This is a genomic window from Roseburia porci (assembly GCF_009695765.1).
Lineage (GTDB): Bacteria > Bacillota > Clostridia > Lachnospirales > Lachnospiraceae > Roseburia > Roseburia porci.
On the sequence record NZ_VUNI01000003.1, the window covers coordinates 24,487 to 38,366 of the forward strand.

Annotated in this window: 16 protein-coding genes; 2 read left to right on the forward strand and 14 right to left on the reverse strand. The window is 38.1% G+C overall.

Going from position 1 to position 13,880, the window contains the following annotated elements:
* Window positions 1–55: 55 nt before the first annotated feature.
* Window positions 56–508, forward strand: coding sequence for a D-aminoacyl-tRNA deacylase (gene dtd / locus FYJ75_RS02705; RefSeq protein WP_154428606.1), 453 nt, complete (start codon window positions 56–58; stop codon window positions 506–508).
* A gap of 294 nt (window positions 509–802) precedes the next feature.
* Here dtd and FYJ75_RS02710 read toward each other — a convergent pair whose 3' ends face one another.
* The 7 genes from FYJ75_RS02710 to FYJ75_RS02740 all read right to left on the reverse strand — a co-directional run bounded on the left by FYJ75_RS02710 (window position 803) and on the right by FYJ75_RS02740 (window position 6,540).
* Window positions 803–1,435: a cytidylate kinase-like family protein gene (locus FYJ75_RS02710; protein WP_154428608.1), complete on the reverse strand. Its 633-nt coding sequence runs from the start codon at window positions 1,433–1,435 to the stop codon at window positions 803–805.
* A gap of 101 nt (window positions 1,436–1,536) precedes the next feature.
* Window positions 1,537–2,445, reverse strand: a complete 909-nt coding sequence (locus FYJ75_RS02715; protein WP_154428610.1) for an RluA family pseudouridine synthase — start codon at window positions 2,443–2,445, stop codon at window positions 1,537–1,539.
* 10 nt (window positions 2,446–2,455) lie between these two features.
* Window positions 2,456–3,037 carry a signal peptidase II gene (gene lspA / locus FYJ75_RS02720; protein ID WP_154428612.1) on the reverse strand — a complete coding sequence of 194 codons (582 nt, stop codon included), beginning with the start codon at window positions 3,035–3,037 and terminating at the stop codon, window positions 2,456–2,458.
* A 100-nt stretch (window positions 3,038–3,137) separates the two neighbouring features.
* Window positions 3,138–3,890, reverse strand: coding sequence for a YlmH family RNA-binding protein (locus FYJ75_RS02725; protein WP_154428614.1), 753 nt, complete (start codon window positions 3,888–3,890; stop codon window positions 3,138–3,140).
* A 5-nt stretch (window positions 3,891–3,895) separates the two neighbouring features.
* Window positions 3,896–4,411, reverse strand: coding sequence for a cell division protein SepF (locus tag FYJ75_RS02730; protein ID WP_154428616.1), 516 nt, complete (start codon window positions 4,409–4,411; stop codon window positions 3,896–3,898).
* Between the two features lie 14 nt (window positions 4,412–4,425).
* Window positions 4,426–5,118, reverse strand: a complete 693-nt coding sequence (locus tag FYJ75_RS02735; protein WP_154428618.1) for a YggS family pyridoxal phosphate-dependent enzyme — start codon at window positions 5,116–5,118, stop codon at window positions 4,426–4,428.
* A gap of 21 nt (window positions 5,119–5,139) precedes the next feature.
* Complete coding sequence (locus tag FYJ75_RS02740) at window positions 5,140–6,540, reverse strand: HlyD family efflux transporter periplasmic adaptor subunit (protein WP_328596843.1); 1,401 nt, start codon at window positions 6,538–6,540, stop codon at window positions 5,140–5,142.
* A gap of 148 nt (window positions 6,541–6,688) precedes the next feature.
* On the opposite strand from FYJ75_RS02740, the gene FYJ75_RS02745 reads away from it, so the two are divergent.
* Window positions 6,689–6,895, forward strand: coding sequence for a DUF378 domain-containing protein (locus FYJ75_RS02745; protein ID WP_154428622.1), 207 nt, complete (start codon window positions 6,689–6,691; stop codon window positions 6,893–6,895).
* A gap of 62 nt (window positions 6,896–6,957) precedes the next feature.
* Here the strand turns inward: FYJ75_RS02745 and FYJ75_RS02750 are convergent, their stop codons facing one another.
* The 7 genes from FYJ75_RS02750 to mreD form a co-directional block, all read right to left on the reverse strand.
* Complete coding sequence (locus FYJ75_RS02750) at window positions 6,958–7,956, reverse strand: D-alanyl-D-alanine carboxypeptidase family protein (protein WP_154428624.1); 999 nt, start codon at window positions 7,954–7,956, stop codon at window positions 6,958–6,960.
* Between the two features lie 13 nt (window positions 7,957–7,969).
* Window positions 7,970–8,365 (reverse strand): methylglyoxal synthase, encoded by a 396-nt coding sequence (locus tag FYJ75_RS02755; RefSeq protein WP_154428626.1) that lies wholly within the window; start codon window positions 8,363–8,365, stop codon window positions 7,970–7,972.
* A gap of 11 nt (window positions 8,366–8,376) precedes the next feature.
* Window positions 8,377–9,489, reverse strand: coding sequence for an FtsW/RodA/SpoVE family cell cycle protein (locus FYJ75_RS02760; RefSeq protein WP_154428628.1), 1,113 nt, complete (start codon window positions 9,487–9,489; stop codon window positions 8,377–8,379).
* Between the two features lies 1 nt (window position 9,490).
* Window positions 9,491–9,694, reverse strand: a complete 204-nt coding sequence (locus FYJ75_RS02765; RefSeq protein ID WP_154428630.1) for a cell division topological specificity factor MinE — start codon at window positions 9,692–9,694, stop codon at window positions 9,491–9,493.
* Window positions 9,684–10,493: a septum site-determining protein MinD gene (minD, locus tag FYJ75_RS02770; protein WP_154428633.1), complete on the reverse strand. Its 810-nt coding sequence runs from the start codon at window positions 10,491–10,493 to the stop codon at window positions 9,684–9,686. The genes FYJ75_RS02765 and minD overlap by 11 nt, the downstream gene beginning before the upstream one ends.
* A 66-nt stretch (window positions 10,494–10,559) precedes the next feature.
* Window positions 10,560–13,355 carry a penicillin-binding transpeptidase domain-containing protein gene (locus FYJ75_RS02775; protein WP_154428635.1) on the reverse strand — a complete coding sequence of 932 codons (2,796 nt, stop codon included), beginning with the start codon at window positions 13,353–13,355 and terminating at the stop codon, window positions 10,560–10,562.
* Entirely contained in the window at window positions 13,345–13,866 is a 522-nt protein-coding gene (gene mreD / locus FYJ75_RS02780) for a rod shape-determining protein MreD (RefSeq protein WP_154428637.1), read from the reverse strand. The genes FYJ75_RS02775 and mreD overlap by 11 nt, the downstream gene beginning before the upstream one ends.
* Between the last annotated feature and the right edge of the window lie 14 nt (window positions 13,867–13,880).

Consider the following 13,880-nt stretch of genomic DNA (forward strand, 5'->3'; position numbering starts at 1 on the left):
TGTACTCCAATATTTTTGTATGATAGATAAAGAACAATAAAAGGTGGTGATTGTAATGAAATTTGTGATCCAACGAGTCACAGAAGCAAGCTGTAAGGTGGATCAGGATATTACGGGAGCAATTGATGCCGGTTACTGTGTGTTGATCGGTATTGAAGATACCGATACCAGGGAAATCGCGGATAAAATGCTCTCCAAAATGTTAAATTTGCGCATCTTCAGTGATGAAAACGGAAAAACCAATCTGTCACTAAAAGATGTAAACGGCAGTTTGTTGCTTATTTCGCAGTTTACATTGTATGCGGATTGCCGTAAAGGAAATCGTCCTTCCTTTACAAATGCGGGAAAACCGGATTTCGCGAAGGAAATGTATGAATATATCATATCCGAATGTCAAAAAACAGTTTCGAACGTCCAGACAGGGATATTTGGTGCGGATATGAAGATATCGCTGATCAATGATGGTCCATTTACCATTGTACTGGATTCAAAAGAAATCGTTCATTGACGTATGATATAAGAGAGATATAACTATTCGCTAAACTCAAGTTTAACGAATAGTTTACGCCGTTTAAATCAATCATACGCTAAATATGCTGATTTGTAAAGCTTTTTATGTTTTTAAGGATCCGGTGATCTAAGATTCTAAAATAGATGCATACGAATTTTCAAATACAAACAAAAAGAAACCCGGTATACACATGATTTATATATTACCAGGTTTCTTTTTGTTTTATGATATTGGAATCTATCTATAAATAAGATTTGAATCCAATAAATTGTGTGGAACATTCTAATTATTTTATTTTTTATGCTCATCCATTAGTTTGCGATATTCAAGAATCATCTTAACGCAATCATCGGTTGAAAGCTTACTTGTGTTTAAGCAAAGATCATAGCTCTTGGAATCTCCCCATTTTTTACAGGTGTAATAGTTATAATAGCTTGCGCGCTGTTTATCCTGTTTCTGTGCCATATCCTTTGCTTTCTGCTCGGTGATATTTAATTTCTTACTGATACGTTTTGCACGATCTTCTATATCTGCATGAATAAATACATTTAAGCATTGTGGATTGGAAGCTAAAGCATAGTCTGCACACCGGCCGACAATTACGCAGGATTCACGTTCTGCGATCTTTTTAATGGTATCAAATTGTGCCAGAAATACCTTATGGTTTAATGGCATATCAAGAAATGGAGCTGCTGAATATCCACCTGTGGAATAGGTATCCATGACGAGTGAATATAAAAAACTGCTGGTCGGTTTTTCATCGTGATTTTCAAAAATTTCCTCACAAAAACCGGATTCTTTTGCAGCCTGCTGTAATAATTCTTTATCATATAATTTAATACCAAGTTCTGCGGCTAACTTTTCACCGACTTCTTTTCCCCCACTGCCAAATTCGCGTCCGATTGTATAGATTTTATTGCTCATAAACTCACGCCCTTTCTAAGAAGCCAATGCATCTTAATAATAATTTCTTTAGTTAAATTATACCATTTATAGGTGCGATTTCAACTATTTTGACAGAATATTTACAATTTTTGAAGCAAATCCTCAAAATACTTTGGCAGAGGTGCTGAAAATTCCATATATTCCTTCGTGCGTGGATGGATAAATCCGATGGTTCTTGCGTGCAGAGTTTGTCCCTGTAAATGCTTAAACGGACAGTTTTTGGAATAAAGTTCATCCCCAAGTAATGGATGCCCGATACTGGCCATATGGACACGGATCTGATGGGTTCGCCCGGTTTCCAGTTTGAACTGCATATAGGTATATTTTCCAAATCTTTTTAGAACTTTATAATGTGTAACTGCGGGTTTTCCGTTTTTTTCGTTAATCGCCATTTTTTTTCGGTCGACCGGATGACGGCCAATTGGTGCATCAATGGTGCCCTCATCTTCTTTAATATTTCCGCACACAATTCCAACATAGATCCGGTTACAGCTGTGTTCCTTGATCTGTTCGGCAATTGCAACATGGCTTTCATCATTTTTGCAGACAATTAAAGAACCTGTGGTGTCCATATCAATGCGGTGTACGATTCCCGGTCGGATTTCACCGTTAATACCGCTTAAGGAATCTTTGCAGTGGTACATGATCGCATTTACCAGAGTACCGGAATAATGTCCGGCTGAAGGATGTACCACCATTCCCTTTGGTTTATTGACAACGAGTACATCGTCATCCTCATATAAAATATCGAGCGGAATGTTTTCAGGCTCAATGGACGTTTCTACTGCGTCCGGAATCAGGATGGAAATCATGTCATCTGTTTGTACTTTATAATTGGCTTTTTGTATTTTTTCATTTACTTTTATCGAATTCTCTTTGATCAGTTTTTGAAAAAAAGAACGGGAAAAATCCGGATAAATCATACTGAGTAATTTATCCAGACGTTCCCCATCCTGTTCGCTTGTGACCTGAAAAATTTCTTCCTTCATAAGCTCTCCTTTATTTTTTCTTTGGAGGAAAAATTGCGTCGAAATCATCCTCTTTATAATAAAAAAGTACAAAAATGATAAGCAATGCAACTCCGACCGTAACATAAATATCTGCCACATTAAAAATCGGAAAATCGATTAATTTGAAATAAAAGAAGTCAATTACATAACGGCGGAAAACACGATCAATAAAATTACCAATTGCACCTGCAATTAATAAGAGCAGGATCATATTTATCCAGCAAAAGCGTTTCTCTGTTGGAATACGCAGATAAATCAATGAAAGAACGAGGACGGCAACTATGGTAAATACAATAAAAAATCCCATTTTCCAGGAAAGAAGTGCTTCAGGATGTTCGGTAAAATATGAAAAATGAAAAATAGTATTTAAAATCGAAACCGGATCTTTTCCAAATGCGGCACTGGTGTTTTCCAGATAATGTAATTCGAATACTCCGGGAATAATCTCAAAAGGTGCTTTCCATTTTAATGCTGTAGCTGCAATCAGCTTGGTGATTTGATCAAGCAGAACGAGAATTAGAATGAAAAGGCCTGCTGAAATCATATTTTTTGAATTTTTTTTACAGATCATAGATGTTCTCCTATTAATTTTACTGTTTTCGTATAGAATTACACGGTTTAGTTTACATAAATATTTTATGTAAACTAAACATGCGATTCAGTTGTATTGCTTATTTATAATAGTAAAAAGAAACTTTTAATTTTCCTTTTTTACTGAGTGCCTGTGCTGTTTCGAACCGGAAACGGCCTTTTCCTCTTACAGAAATAATACAACCGGAATCACAGCCCTGATTACAGTTTGTAATGCATTTTCCATTGACAAATACCTTCTCAGATATCAGATATTCCGATGCCTGGGATCTGGAAAGATGATATGCCTTTGCGATAATGCAATCGATCCGGTTGGAAGCAATCATATCACTGTGCTCCTCATATTCCGGTGATACATCCAGATTCTGTATATCGTCTAAGAAAGAACACTGAACCGTTGTATGTTTAATCTGTGTCAGTTCCGTTGCGATGAAATCTGCAATCTGCTCTTCGGCAAAAACATAAAATTTAGAGTCATGACAGATAATATCACCGAGTTTACCTCTGGTGATGCCTAAACTCATCAGTGCTCCAAGTATATCACGATGGGTCAGCTTTTCAGCATATTTCGGATACAAAGGGGAAACACAGATACAACAGATCGGATAGGTCCACTCATAACAAAGAGCATCAGGAATGAATGCAATCATCTGACGCTCTGCGTTTTCATAGCCGCCAAAAGCCTTTGAAATCGTATAATATTGCGATTTATTGCTATGATAAATATTCTGTTCATTTAAATTGAGAAAATCGCTGAATGTAACGATATCTCTTGTGTCGGCCTGACGGGACAGATCCACAAGCCTTTTTTTACATAATTCCTGCTCGTCCATATGTATTACAATGTAGTGCCTGGAAGATCAAATGCATCCATGATATTCTGGAAATCACCAGATATATCAACACTTGCAGGTGTTACGATAAAAATATAATTGGATATCTTCTGAAGGTTTCCACTGATTGCGAAACAAGAACCAGAGGTAAAGTCAATGATTCTCTGGGCAATCTCTACATCAAGTCCCTCAACATTTAATACAACGGTGCGGTTATTTAATAATGTTTCTGTAATCTCGCGTGCATCCTCAACAGAGGTTGGTTTAATTACACATACTTCCATACCACTTCCACCCTTTCTTGAGTTTTTGTTAATTGGAGTGATCTTAGGTGTTGTTTTTACTGGTTTTTCTTTGGTGCTTCTATAATCTTCTTCTTCGAATTTATCACGGCGAAAACTGTGACGTTTCGGAGTCTCTTCTTCCTCTTCGTCATCTAAATAATCATCGTTGTCAAAATCATAATCGTCGTCATCCTCGTTTAATCTCATTGCGTTTAAAAACTTATCTACAAAGCTCATAATGCTCTCCTGGTTTATTTATTATAGTTTCTTTCTCCGAAAATTCCGGTTCCTACACGTACCATGGTAGCACCCTCTTCAATGGCTACCATATAGTCGCCGGTCATTCCCATAGATAATACATCCATGCTTACATTATCTATGTTTTCTTTCGTTATGTCAACAGATAATTGGTGAATACGGCGGAAATACAAACGATTGTCTTCCGGATTCTCAACAAATGGCGCAATGGTCATAAGCCCTTTGATATGAATATTTGGAAGCTCCGCAATCTCGCGAACAAGCTGAATCGTATCGCCTGCATCAATACCAAATTTGGTTTCTTCATTTGCAATATTGATCTCGATCAGGATGTCTGCCTGCACGTTATGTTTTACGGCCTGTTTGCTGATCTCCTGTGCCAGATGAAGACTGTCTACGGAATGGATTAACTCTGTTTTCCCGATAATATATTTAATCTTATTCGTCTGAAGATGTCCGATCATATGCCATTTGATGTCCTTTGGAAGAACTTCCATTTTGTCGCACATTTCCTGCACTTTATTTTCTCCAAAATCGCGGATATCCTGATCGTAGATTTCCTGAAGCATTTCTACCGGTTTGGTTTTGCTGACAGCAATCAGTGTAACTTCTTCTCGTTTGCGTCCTGCCTCTTCGCATGCTTTTTTAATATTTTCTTCTACAGACTGCAGATTTTCTTTTAACATGATTGTATCATTCCTTCCTGGTTATTTGATTATTAATTGATCTTCCTGCACTTTACTACCGTCGAGTGCAATGTGATCATATAAAGCAACTCCATATGCAGTTCCTGTTTCAACGATTGCATATTCTTCATTCTGATAGATAATATTGATCTGTTTAAAAACAGCATATCCTTTATTAATATTATAAACCCCCTGTAAAGTTGCAGTATCGGTTCCAATGGTATAGGTGGAGCTGGAATCGTTTTTTACAACGGAATCACCGCTTTTCACTGTTTCATCATCAATATAAAATGCGGTATCCGTTTCATAGTAAATAGTTGGTGTGACCAGCTCTACAGACTTTTTATCTCCATTTGATGTCTGGACAAGAAGTGAATAATCCGATGAATCATCGCCCTGTGTGAAATACTCTTTCGGGACGGCATAAAAATCCTTTTCTGTAATTGCAGAATTGGGAATTTTTAATCCACTCTGTTCATCTAAAAGCAATTCAACATTCATATACCGTTCTGATGCATAACGAACCATAGAATTTGTAAATGCAAGATTCAGATAATAGTTATCATCTTTTTTCAGTATGGAATAGGTTGCGTTGGCAGTCTGGTTGTCTTTACAGAACCGCACTTTGATATAATTGTCTTCGATTAACTGGTCTGCAAGAGAACTTGAAATACTGATAATGATATTCCAATCCTCGCTTTTCACAAGTTTGTATGCCGGGTCACCGGCTGCAACTTCGGTTCGCGTATTTAAAGTTGTTTTGCTGTATGTAGTTGGATCCAGCTTGTCCGGAGTAAAACTGTCAACGGTCAGTCCCTCGAAACCATCAACATAATACAGAACAATTCCCGGTGTTGCAGTTGTGTTTTTAAAGAAAGTTCCATTTCCAATCGCTGTATTTACCTGATCCGACAGATCATTGAGCGCCGTGGTATTCAGTGTCTGGGAAAGCTGCGAATTAATGTCATTCTTAAAGGAATATACATCATAAAAATCATTTGGATGATAAGTGGATGTAAACGTATCAATTTTCTCGGAAAGGCTGTTTAATTCTGCTGTTGAAAGTGTGGAACCGTCTTTGGAAGCGGATGTAATCTCATTGGAAATACTGCCATCGGTATCAACGGAATAAATGACATCGTTCACCGACGCACGTGAGCCATTACGCAGGTAATAGTTGATCAGACCGCTCTGATCGGTGTTGACAATCTCCTCATCCCGGATAATGAGACCTTTATAGATATTATTGGTAGCAATAGTTCCCTGCTGTACTTCATACTCTGCAATCTGATCAGAGGTAAGATACACAAAGAGATTGAACAAGACATATATGATGATAATCGCAAAAATAACCACACCGATGTTAATCGAAAGTGGTTTTTTATATTTAACAATTTTATTATTTTTCGCCAAAAAATTCACCTCAATATAATATATGTATAGTGTATCATTTTCATAGGAGAAATACAACAAACTGCCGGAAATATTCTGTTATGTATAATTTTGGAGATAATAACAAATCCTATATATGTAAATTCAGAGATGAAAATTATTACAGGAGGAATGCAATATGAAATGGCTGGATTATACACTTCTGACACTTGCCATTATCGGATGTGTGAACTGGGGACTGATCGGGTTTTTCCGCTTTGATCTTGTCGCTTTTCTGTTTGGTGACATGTCCTGGTTTACAAGGATCATCTATGCTCTTGTTGGACTTAGTGGATTGTATCTGATCAGTTTTTTTGGCAGAATTCGTGGTGTTGATGGTGACTAGAGCAATTAGAAAAGGTGCTGTATTTTAAAATACAGCACCTTTGATATTTCAATGCAGATAAATTACGTTGCAAAACCGGAAAGAATCTCGCTCATAAGTAAATACAGATTTAAACGGCAATCTGCTTTAAATACAATACTTACGATACGCTGTCCCTCGGGATTCAGAGAATAAAGGACAAGGCAATAGCCGGCTTCGTTTGTGGTTCCTGTTTTTCCACCGATAATCTGGAAACCATCCGGAGTATTGAAAGCGCCGGTCAGATAACCGTTTGTATTGTGCCAGGAGTTTGTAACCTGATTTCCGTCTTTATCAGTATATACTGCATCATGATAGGTCGTACTGATCAGATCGACAAAAGTTTGTTCCTGAAGTGCAGCTGAGAAGATCAGATACATATCATAGACAGTTGTATAGTGATCGTCATCTGGAAGACCGTTTGCGTTTACATAGTGTGTGTTTGTGGCGCCAAGACGAAGTGCCTCTGCATTCATGACTTCTGCAAAGGCAGAAACACTTCCGGAATAATAATCGGCAAGCATAATTGCCGCATCGTTTCCGCTTGGAAGCATCAGACCATATAAAAGATCACGGACACTGATGACATCGCCCTCTTTCAGATGTGCAACAGAAGAATCAGATGCCTGATCTACTGCTTCCGCATTGACGGTTACCATATCATCAAGATTTGCATTTTTTACGATAATATAGGCTGTCATGATCTTCGTTGTACTTGCAGGATAAAGTTTTTCAAACAGATTCTGACTATACAGAACCTGTTTGGTGTCAAGATTAAATACACCAGCCCCCTCTGCTACCCAGGAATCGGTCTGGTCTGTGCCGTAATTAATATCTTCTGTCACACACAGATCGTCAGCAAAATAGCTTGTGGAGCCGGTATCAGAAGAAACATTTTGTGCAAGAGTTGACGAGTATACATTGTAGGAATCCTTGAATCCTTCATCCTTGCTGCATCCCGTCACAAAAACAGCTGCTACACATGTAATGCATAGCAGTCGCCTGATTGTTTGATTCGTTTTCAATTTTTTTAAAAATTTCATAAGTTCTCCAAGATTATTTGTACATTTCTCTCCACTCCAGATCACCGCGATCCAGAGACTTGATCAAAAGTTCAGCGGTTGCAAGATTGGTTGCAAGCGGAATGTTATGTTCGTCACATAGGCGTACAATGATATTAACATCCGGTTCATGAGACTTAGGTTTTAATGGATCACGAAGGAAAATAACAAGGTCCATTTCGTTATGTTCAATCTGAGCTCCTAATTGCTGACAACCACCGAGGTGACCGGCAAGATATTTGTGAACCTGGAGGTTGGCGACTTCTTCAATCAGTCGTCCTGTTGTTCCGGTTGCATAAAGTTCATTTTTACACAAGATACCTCTATACGCAATGCAGAAATTCTGCATTAATTTCTTTTTTGAGTCATGTGCGACAAGTCCTATATTCATATGAATACCCCCTAGTGATATTTTTTGGGCTGCAAACCAACATTCAATACAAAGCCAATAGCGATATAAAGTGACATCAGAGATGTCAACCCGTAGCTGACGAATGGTAACGTTACACCGGTGTTTGGAAACAGACCGGTTGCAACACAGATGTTAACAAATGCCTGAAATCCGATCCAGGCTGCAACACCACAGCAGATCAGTCTTCCGGATAGATCTTTTGCTTTACGTGCTATCAGAATACATTCAATAACAATCAGAAATGTCAGAAGAATAATCGCAATCGTTCCAATAAACCCAAGCTCTTCTCCGGTAACTGCAAAAATAAAATCGGTTTGTGGCTCGATGATATAATTTGCATTTTTCATGGAGGTTGCTGCGGAGTTGTTTAAGCCCTTGCCCCATAACTGCCCGGAGCCAATGGCCATGATGGAATTCTGCTGCTGTCTGGCTTTGTCGGAAAATTCCGGATTTGTCGGATCCAGCCATGCCATAATACGTGTACGCTGGTATCCTATCAGAAAATCGACTTTTCCGCTTACTGTTAATGCGAGCACAATGATAACAGATGGAATGCCAATTGCTAATGCACCTATTACTATTTTATAACTTAATCCGGCAATAAACAAGAGTGTAATAAAAATTAATGCAGTAACAATGGTCGTAGAAAGATCCGGCTGTTTTAATATCAGAACTAAAGGGATTCCTGCGAGTATAAAAGAAATCATCAGCATTTTTAAGGTATTTACTTTTTCATGATATTTTGCAAAAAATGCTGCAAAAAACAGGATGATACCAATTTTGGCAACTTCAGATGGCTGGAATTTAATTCCTGCTATGGAAAACCATCTCTGGGCATTATGGGAAGAAGCACCAAATACATATACCAGAATCAGTAAACCGCATGTGCCGATATAATAAATCCATGAAAACTTTAAAAGAACCGTGTAATCCATCAGCGAAACCACCACCATAATGATGAGCCCGCCAACGAATCCTGCAATCTGTTTGTTTTGAACCGATTGTTCTGCACTTCCGATGATCATGATTCCAAGGATTGTAAGAAGTACGACATATGCAATTAACTGAAAATGATAATTCTTTAGTTTATACTGTTTTAACATATTATGCTCTTTTCCTGTTTTGCTTTAAAATAACCTTTATCTCATATTTATCCGGAGAAATTTCAAAATATCTGCTTACAATATCAGAAATTTCTTTTTTCATCTGAACCATGGTCTCAGGTGCACATTCAAGTGGTTCTGATTCCATCATCAGTTTTAAACGTTCTTTTGCAATACGGTTTGAATAATTTTTCTTAGCCAGCATAGTCACATTCCTTTCTGTGGAAAATAGAATGTGATTTCCGGATCTGGGTTTTCGTCTCCGGAATACTTAGTGAAATAACATCCGGATTGATGATGTGATTGCAAATTTCGCGAAATGCTTTTTGTGCAACCGTTTTTTTATCCATTACAAGCATTCCCTTATTTTGTCCAATCACAATATGCTCGTCCACTGGAATTATCCCAAAACTGTTCATGTCCAGAACATCTTCGATATCTTTTTGTGATAACATATTATGACGCCGGATCATACGCCGGTTCATCTGATTGATCAGAAGATCAATGGTTTTTATATGACTGCTCTCAAGAAGGTATAATACCCTTCCTGCATCCCGTACCGCAGATACATGCGGTGTTGTAATAACCATTGCCCGGTCTGCAGCGGATATTGCAAAATGAAATCCATCATCGATTCCGGCCGGACAGTCAATCAGGCAGTAATCAAATTCTTTTTTGAGTTCACGGATCAAAGCAAGCAGCCTTTCCTCATATTCTGTAACATCCCGGTATTTTAGAGACGCCGGGATCATATACAGATTTGGATATTTCCGGTCTCGTATTAAAGCCTGATTTAACCGGCAATGATTTTCAAGAACATCAAACAGATTATATGTGATTCTGTCTTCCATTCCCATAACAACATCAAGATTTCGAAGTCCCATGTCTGCATCGAGCATGACAACTTTTTTATCTAACTGTGAAAGTCCTGCACCGATGTTGGCAATTGTTGTTGTTTTGCCCACACCGCCTTTTCCTGAAGTGAAAACAATAGCTTCACCCATGAAAATGAACCTCCTGTTAAATTTGTTTTATTTATTTGAAAAGTGAGGATTCACTTTATCAAATCATTAATCATTGCTTGCAGAAACACCACTTGCTTCTTCTGCTACACCATCAATCAGGGAAGCCGGATCTTCTGCATTAAAATAATAAGAAAGTATGTTTTTGGATACTGCAGCAGCGTTATGTGAAGAATAACCATAAGCAATACGTGTTGCAATGGAAACTTCCGGATTGTTATAAGGCGCATAGCCGACAAACAAAGCGTGGTTTGGATGATTCTCCTGCTGTGCGGTACCTGTTTTACCTGCTACCTCTACTGCAAAGTCGTTAAATTCACTCATATCTTCTACTACCATTCGCATTCCGGAGTGGATAGCATCCCATTGATCCTGAGAGAGAACATTGGAAATATCCTGGGATTGTGGAGTATAGTGCTGTAATTCATTGCCGTCTTTGTCGACGATTTTATTCATAAGCTGATAATTATATAAATTACCAGAAGTAACAGCTGTTACATATCGGGACAATGCAACGGTAGTAATGTTGTTATCACTCTGTCCGATTGCTGCCATAACCGGATACTGTGTTGCAATCGCAGAAGTGTTTTCTGCAATTTCCAGTCCACTCTTCTGATCCAGACCATAAATATCTGCATATTTCTGGATTTTCTGGATTCCAACAGGATCATCGTATGTTCCGGTAGAATCTTTTGCAAGATTAAAACCTACTGTATAGAAAAATACGTTGCAGGAATAACGAAGAGCCTCAGAAACATTCAGATTCCCGTGACCGCTATGATTCCAGCAGCGAGGTTTATTGCTGACATCATTAAATACTCCGGTACAGTTATACTCGCTGGAGGTTGAAATGATTCCCTCTGCAAGTCCGGCTGTCGAAGATACCATCTTAAATGTAGAACCCGGTGCCGTACGTTCCTGAGTCGCATAGTTATATAACGGCTTGGAAAGGTCTTCATTCAGTTTTGCATAGTAATCGGCATCAACGGTGTTGGCAAGCCGGTTGTTGTCATAACCTGGATAACTTACAAGAGCTTTTACTTCACCAGTATTGACGTCAGTGATTACGGTAGAACCGGTACATGGCTCAAGACCGAACTGTGCCGGTGTGATCTCAATATTTTTAATCTTGTCTAAAAGGAAGCTGGAAGGACTGACAGATCCCTGTGAAAGACCATTTACGGTAGCTTCATCGTAGTTTACAACTCCCTGATCGAACAGAATCAGGCAAAGTGTGGTTCCGCTGATCTCGTTATTATTGACCATATATTTATAAACGAGTTTTGAAAATGCTTTATCATCTTTGAGCTCATTTAAGATGTACTGGCACAAAGCGGAATATACTTCACTGGAATCTGCATATTTCTGATCCACATCAAGCTGCGTAATGTCAATCCACTGCTTGGAAATACAATAATTTAAGTATTCCTTTGGACTGATTGTTCCGGCTTTCCATGCAGTATAGGTGTTGTCAGAATCATCAATTTCACTTGTAAGAAGAATCTTATTGTCCTTCAGCATGGAGATAATATGCGTAATATAATCAAGCATTTCCTCTGACATATTATTGTTTGCTGTCGGAGAATTTGAATTCAGTTCGTTTTCAACCATGGATAAAGACTGTGCCTGATGGCTCTCAAACTGTGCCTGAAGTGCCTGTTCATTACCGCTGGCTGAATCGCTGGTAAAATGGTTGATATCGATAACATTATTGTTAAGCAGTGCAAAATAAACATCCTGCATGGATACGGTACCATTTTGTACACTGTCATATAAAATACCGGCAATCTCCTGCTCTAAAAGTTTGTATGCAGCTTCCTGCAAATGAGCATCGATGCTTAGGTAAACATCATTTCCAGCGGTTGAATCGGTCGTTGATACTACCTCTGTGATTTTTCCCATATTATCCGTTAATACGGTCTGCTCTCCGTTTACACCACGAAGGTAACTTTCGTAATACTGTTCTAAGCCGGATTTTCCGACAACATCATTCTGCGTATAAGAATCATCTGTTTTATGGAGCTCATCGTATTCATCGGTGGAAATTTTTCCAGTGTATCCAATAATGGATGCAAAATAATTGCTGTAATTATATTTCCGGATTGTATCTTCTTCAATAGAGACTCCGGTGAGCTCGTCCGAATGCTCATTCATATATGCAACCGTCTCATCCGAAACATTTTGTGCGATTGTTGTAGATTTGTACTGCGAAAAGCGATTTGCATTCATTGCATAACGGATCACAACAATGTCATAAGCAGTCTGGGTATCATAATCGGAGGAAACATCGTAGTTCTTGGAGGACATCAGATATTCCATGATCTGATCTGCAGTTGCTGAAGCCTCATTGAATTTAAACTTTTCATTATATTCCAGGTCTTTATACGAACTCTTTCCGAAAACATCAGCCAGAAAACGATTTAAGGTTGAACCACTGATATTATAGCTGTATGTACCATCGGAATTTAATGTGATTGCAAAATCGTTGTAAAGAGAATCTCCATTTTTGCGAATAACGGAAACCATTTTTGCAAGCTGATCGTTTAATTCTTCATTTTTATTGTCAGAATTATCAAATACATCGGTAATTGTGACAGCATAAGCTAATTCGTTATATGCAAGAAGTTCCCCGTTGCAGTCATAGATGTTTCCTCTGGAAGCGTTGATACTGATTGTTTCCTCAATCTGTAATGTAAAGTTTTTCTGATAATATGCTCCGTTTACAATCTGTAAAGAGAAAACCCGCATGATCAGGATGATTGCAAGAGCAATCATGACTGCAGACAAAACAAACAATCTTGAGCTAAAAAACTTCTTCAAAAAATCTTTTATATCATAAATCAAATTTTTTTGCTCTCCTTTTTTCAGAAATTTCCAGTTTCTGGTTGATTTTCTGTAAAATATAGTACAGGAAAATGGTTATAACCATTGTATATACGAATTCTGGAAGAATTACGGATCTTCCGTAATATAAAAAGTCGAATCTGCCACGAAACAGAAACATAATGAAATAGATTGCCAGATTACAGAGAATATCACTTGCTCCAATCAACAACATTGGAAATTTGATATCATCCGGATAAAATCTTTTCTGGAAAATCCCGTTGCAATATCCGATGTACATATAAAGTAAAGCATATACACCCAGATAAAAACCGCAAAATATGTCTATAAGCAATCCGCAAAAAAATCCAATGAACATGCCTTCCTTACGTCCGCGCATAAAACCGAACGAAGAAACAACAATGATCATCAGATTTGGAGCAATATTGGCAAAAGATAAAGCCTGAAAGACTGTCGATTGCAATACAAAACAGATTGCAATTATGATAAATAAAACAACTTTTCTTAACATAAATGCACCTCAAT

Bases quoted from the DNA above. Each gene is read 5' to 3' on its own strand.
- FYJ75_RS02735 (WP_154428618.1), bottom strand. From the start codon at position 5,118: ATGTTAAAAGAAAATCTGCAGTCTGTAGAAGAAAATATTAAAAAAGCA.
- FYJ75_RS02725 (WP_154428614.1), bottom strand. From the start codon at position 3,890: ATGGACGAGCAGGAATTATGTAAAAAAAGGCTTGTGGATCTGTCCCGT.
- FYJ75_RS02710 (WP_154428608.1), bottom strand. From the start codon at position 1,435: ATGAGCAATAAAATCTATACAATCGGACGCGAATTTGGCAGTGGGGGA.
- FYJ75_RS02760 (WP_154428628.1), bottom strand. From the start codon at position 9,489: ATGTTAAAACAGTATAAACTAAAGAATTATCATTTTCAGTTAATTGCA.
- FYJ75_RS02715 (WP_154428610.1), bottom strand. From the start codon at position 2,445: ATGAAGGAAGAAATTTTTCAGGTCACAAGCGAACAGGATGGGGAACGT.
- minD (WP_154428633.1), bottom strand. From the start codon at position 10,493: ATGGGTGAAGCTATTGTTTTCACTTCAGGAAAAGGCGGTGTGGGCAAA.
- FYJ75_RS02730 (WP_154428616.1), bottom strand. From the start codon at position 4,411: ATGAGCTTTGTAGATAAGTTTTTAAACGCAATGAGATTAAACGAGGAT.
- dtd (WP_154428606.1), top strand. From the start codon at position 56: ATGAAATTTGTGATCCAACGAGTCACAGAAGCAAGCTGTAAGGTGGAT.
- mreD (WP_154428637.1), bottom strand. From the start codon at position 13,866: ATGTTAAGAAAAGTTGTTTTATTTATCATAATTGCAATCTGTTTTGTA.
- FYJ75_RS02750 (WP_154428624.1), bottom strand. From the start codon at position 7,956: ATGAAATTTTTAAAAAAATTGAAAACGAATCAAACAATCAGGCGACTG.
- FYJ75_RS02745 (WP_154428622.1), top strand. From the start codon at position 6,689: ATGAAATGGCTGGATTATACACTTCTGACACTTGCCATTATCGGATGT.
- FYJ75_RS02765 (WP_154428630.1), bottom strand. From the start codon at position 9,694: ATGCTGGCTAAGAAAAATTATTCAAACCGTATTGCAAAAGAACGTTTA.
- lspA (WP_154428612.1), bottom strand. From the start codon at position 3,037: ATGATCTGTAAAAAAAATTCAAAAAATATGATTTCAGCAGGCCTTTTC.
- FYJ75_RS02755 (WP_154428626.1), bottom strand. From the start codon at position 8,365: ATGAATATAGGACTTGTCGCACATGACTCAAAAAAGAAATTAATGCAG.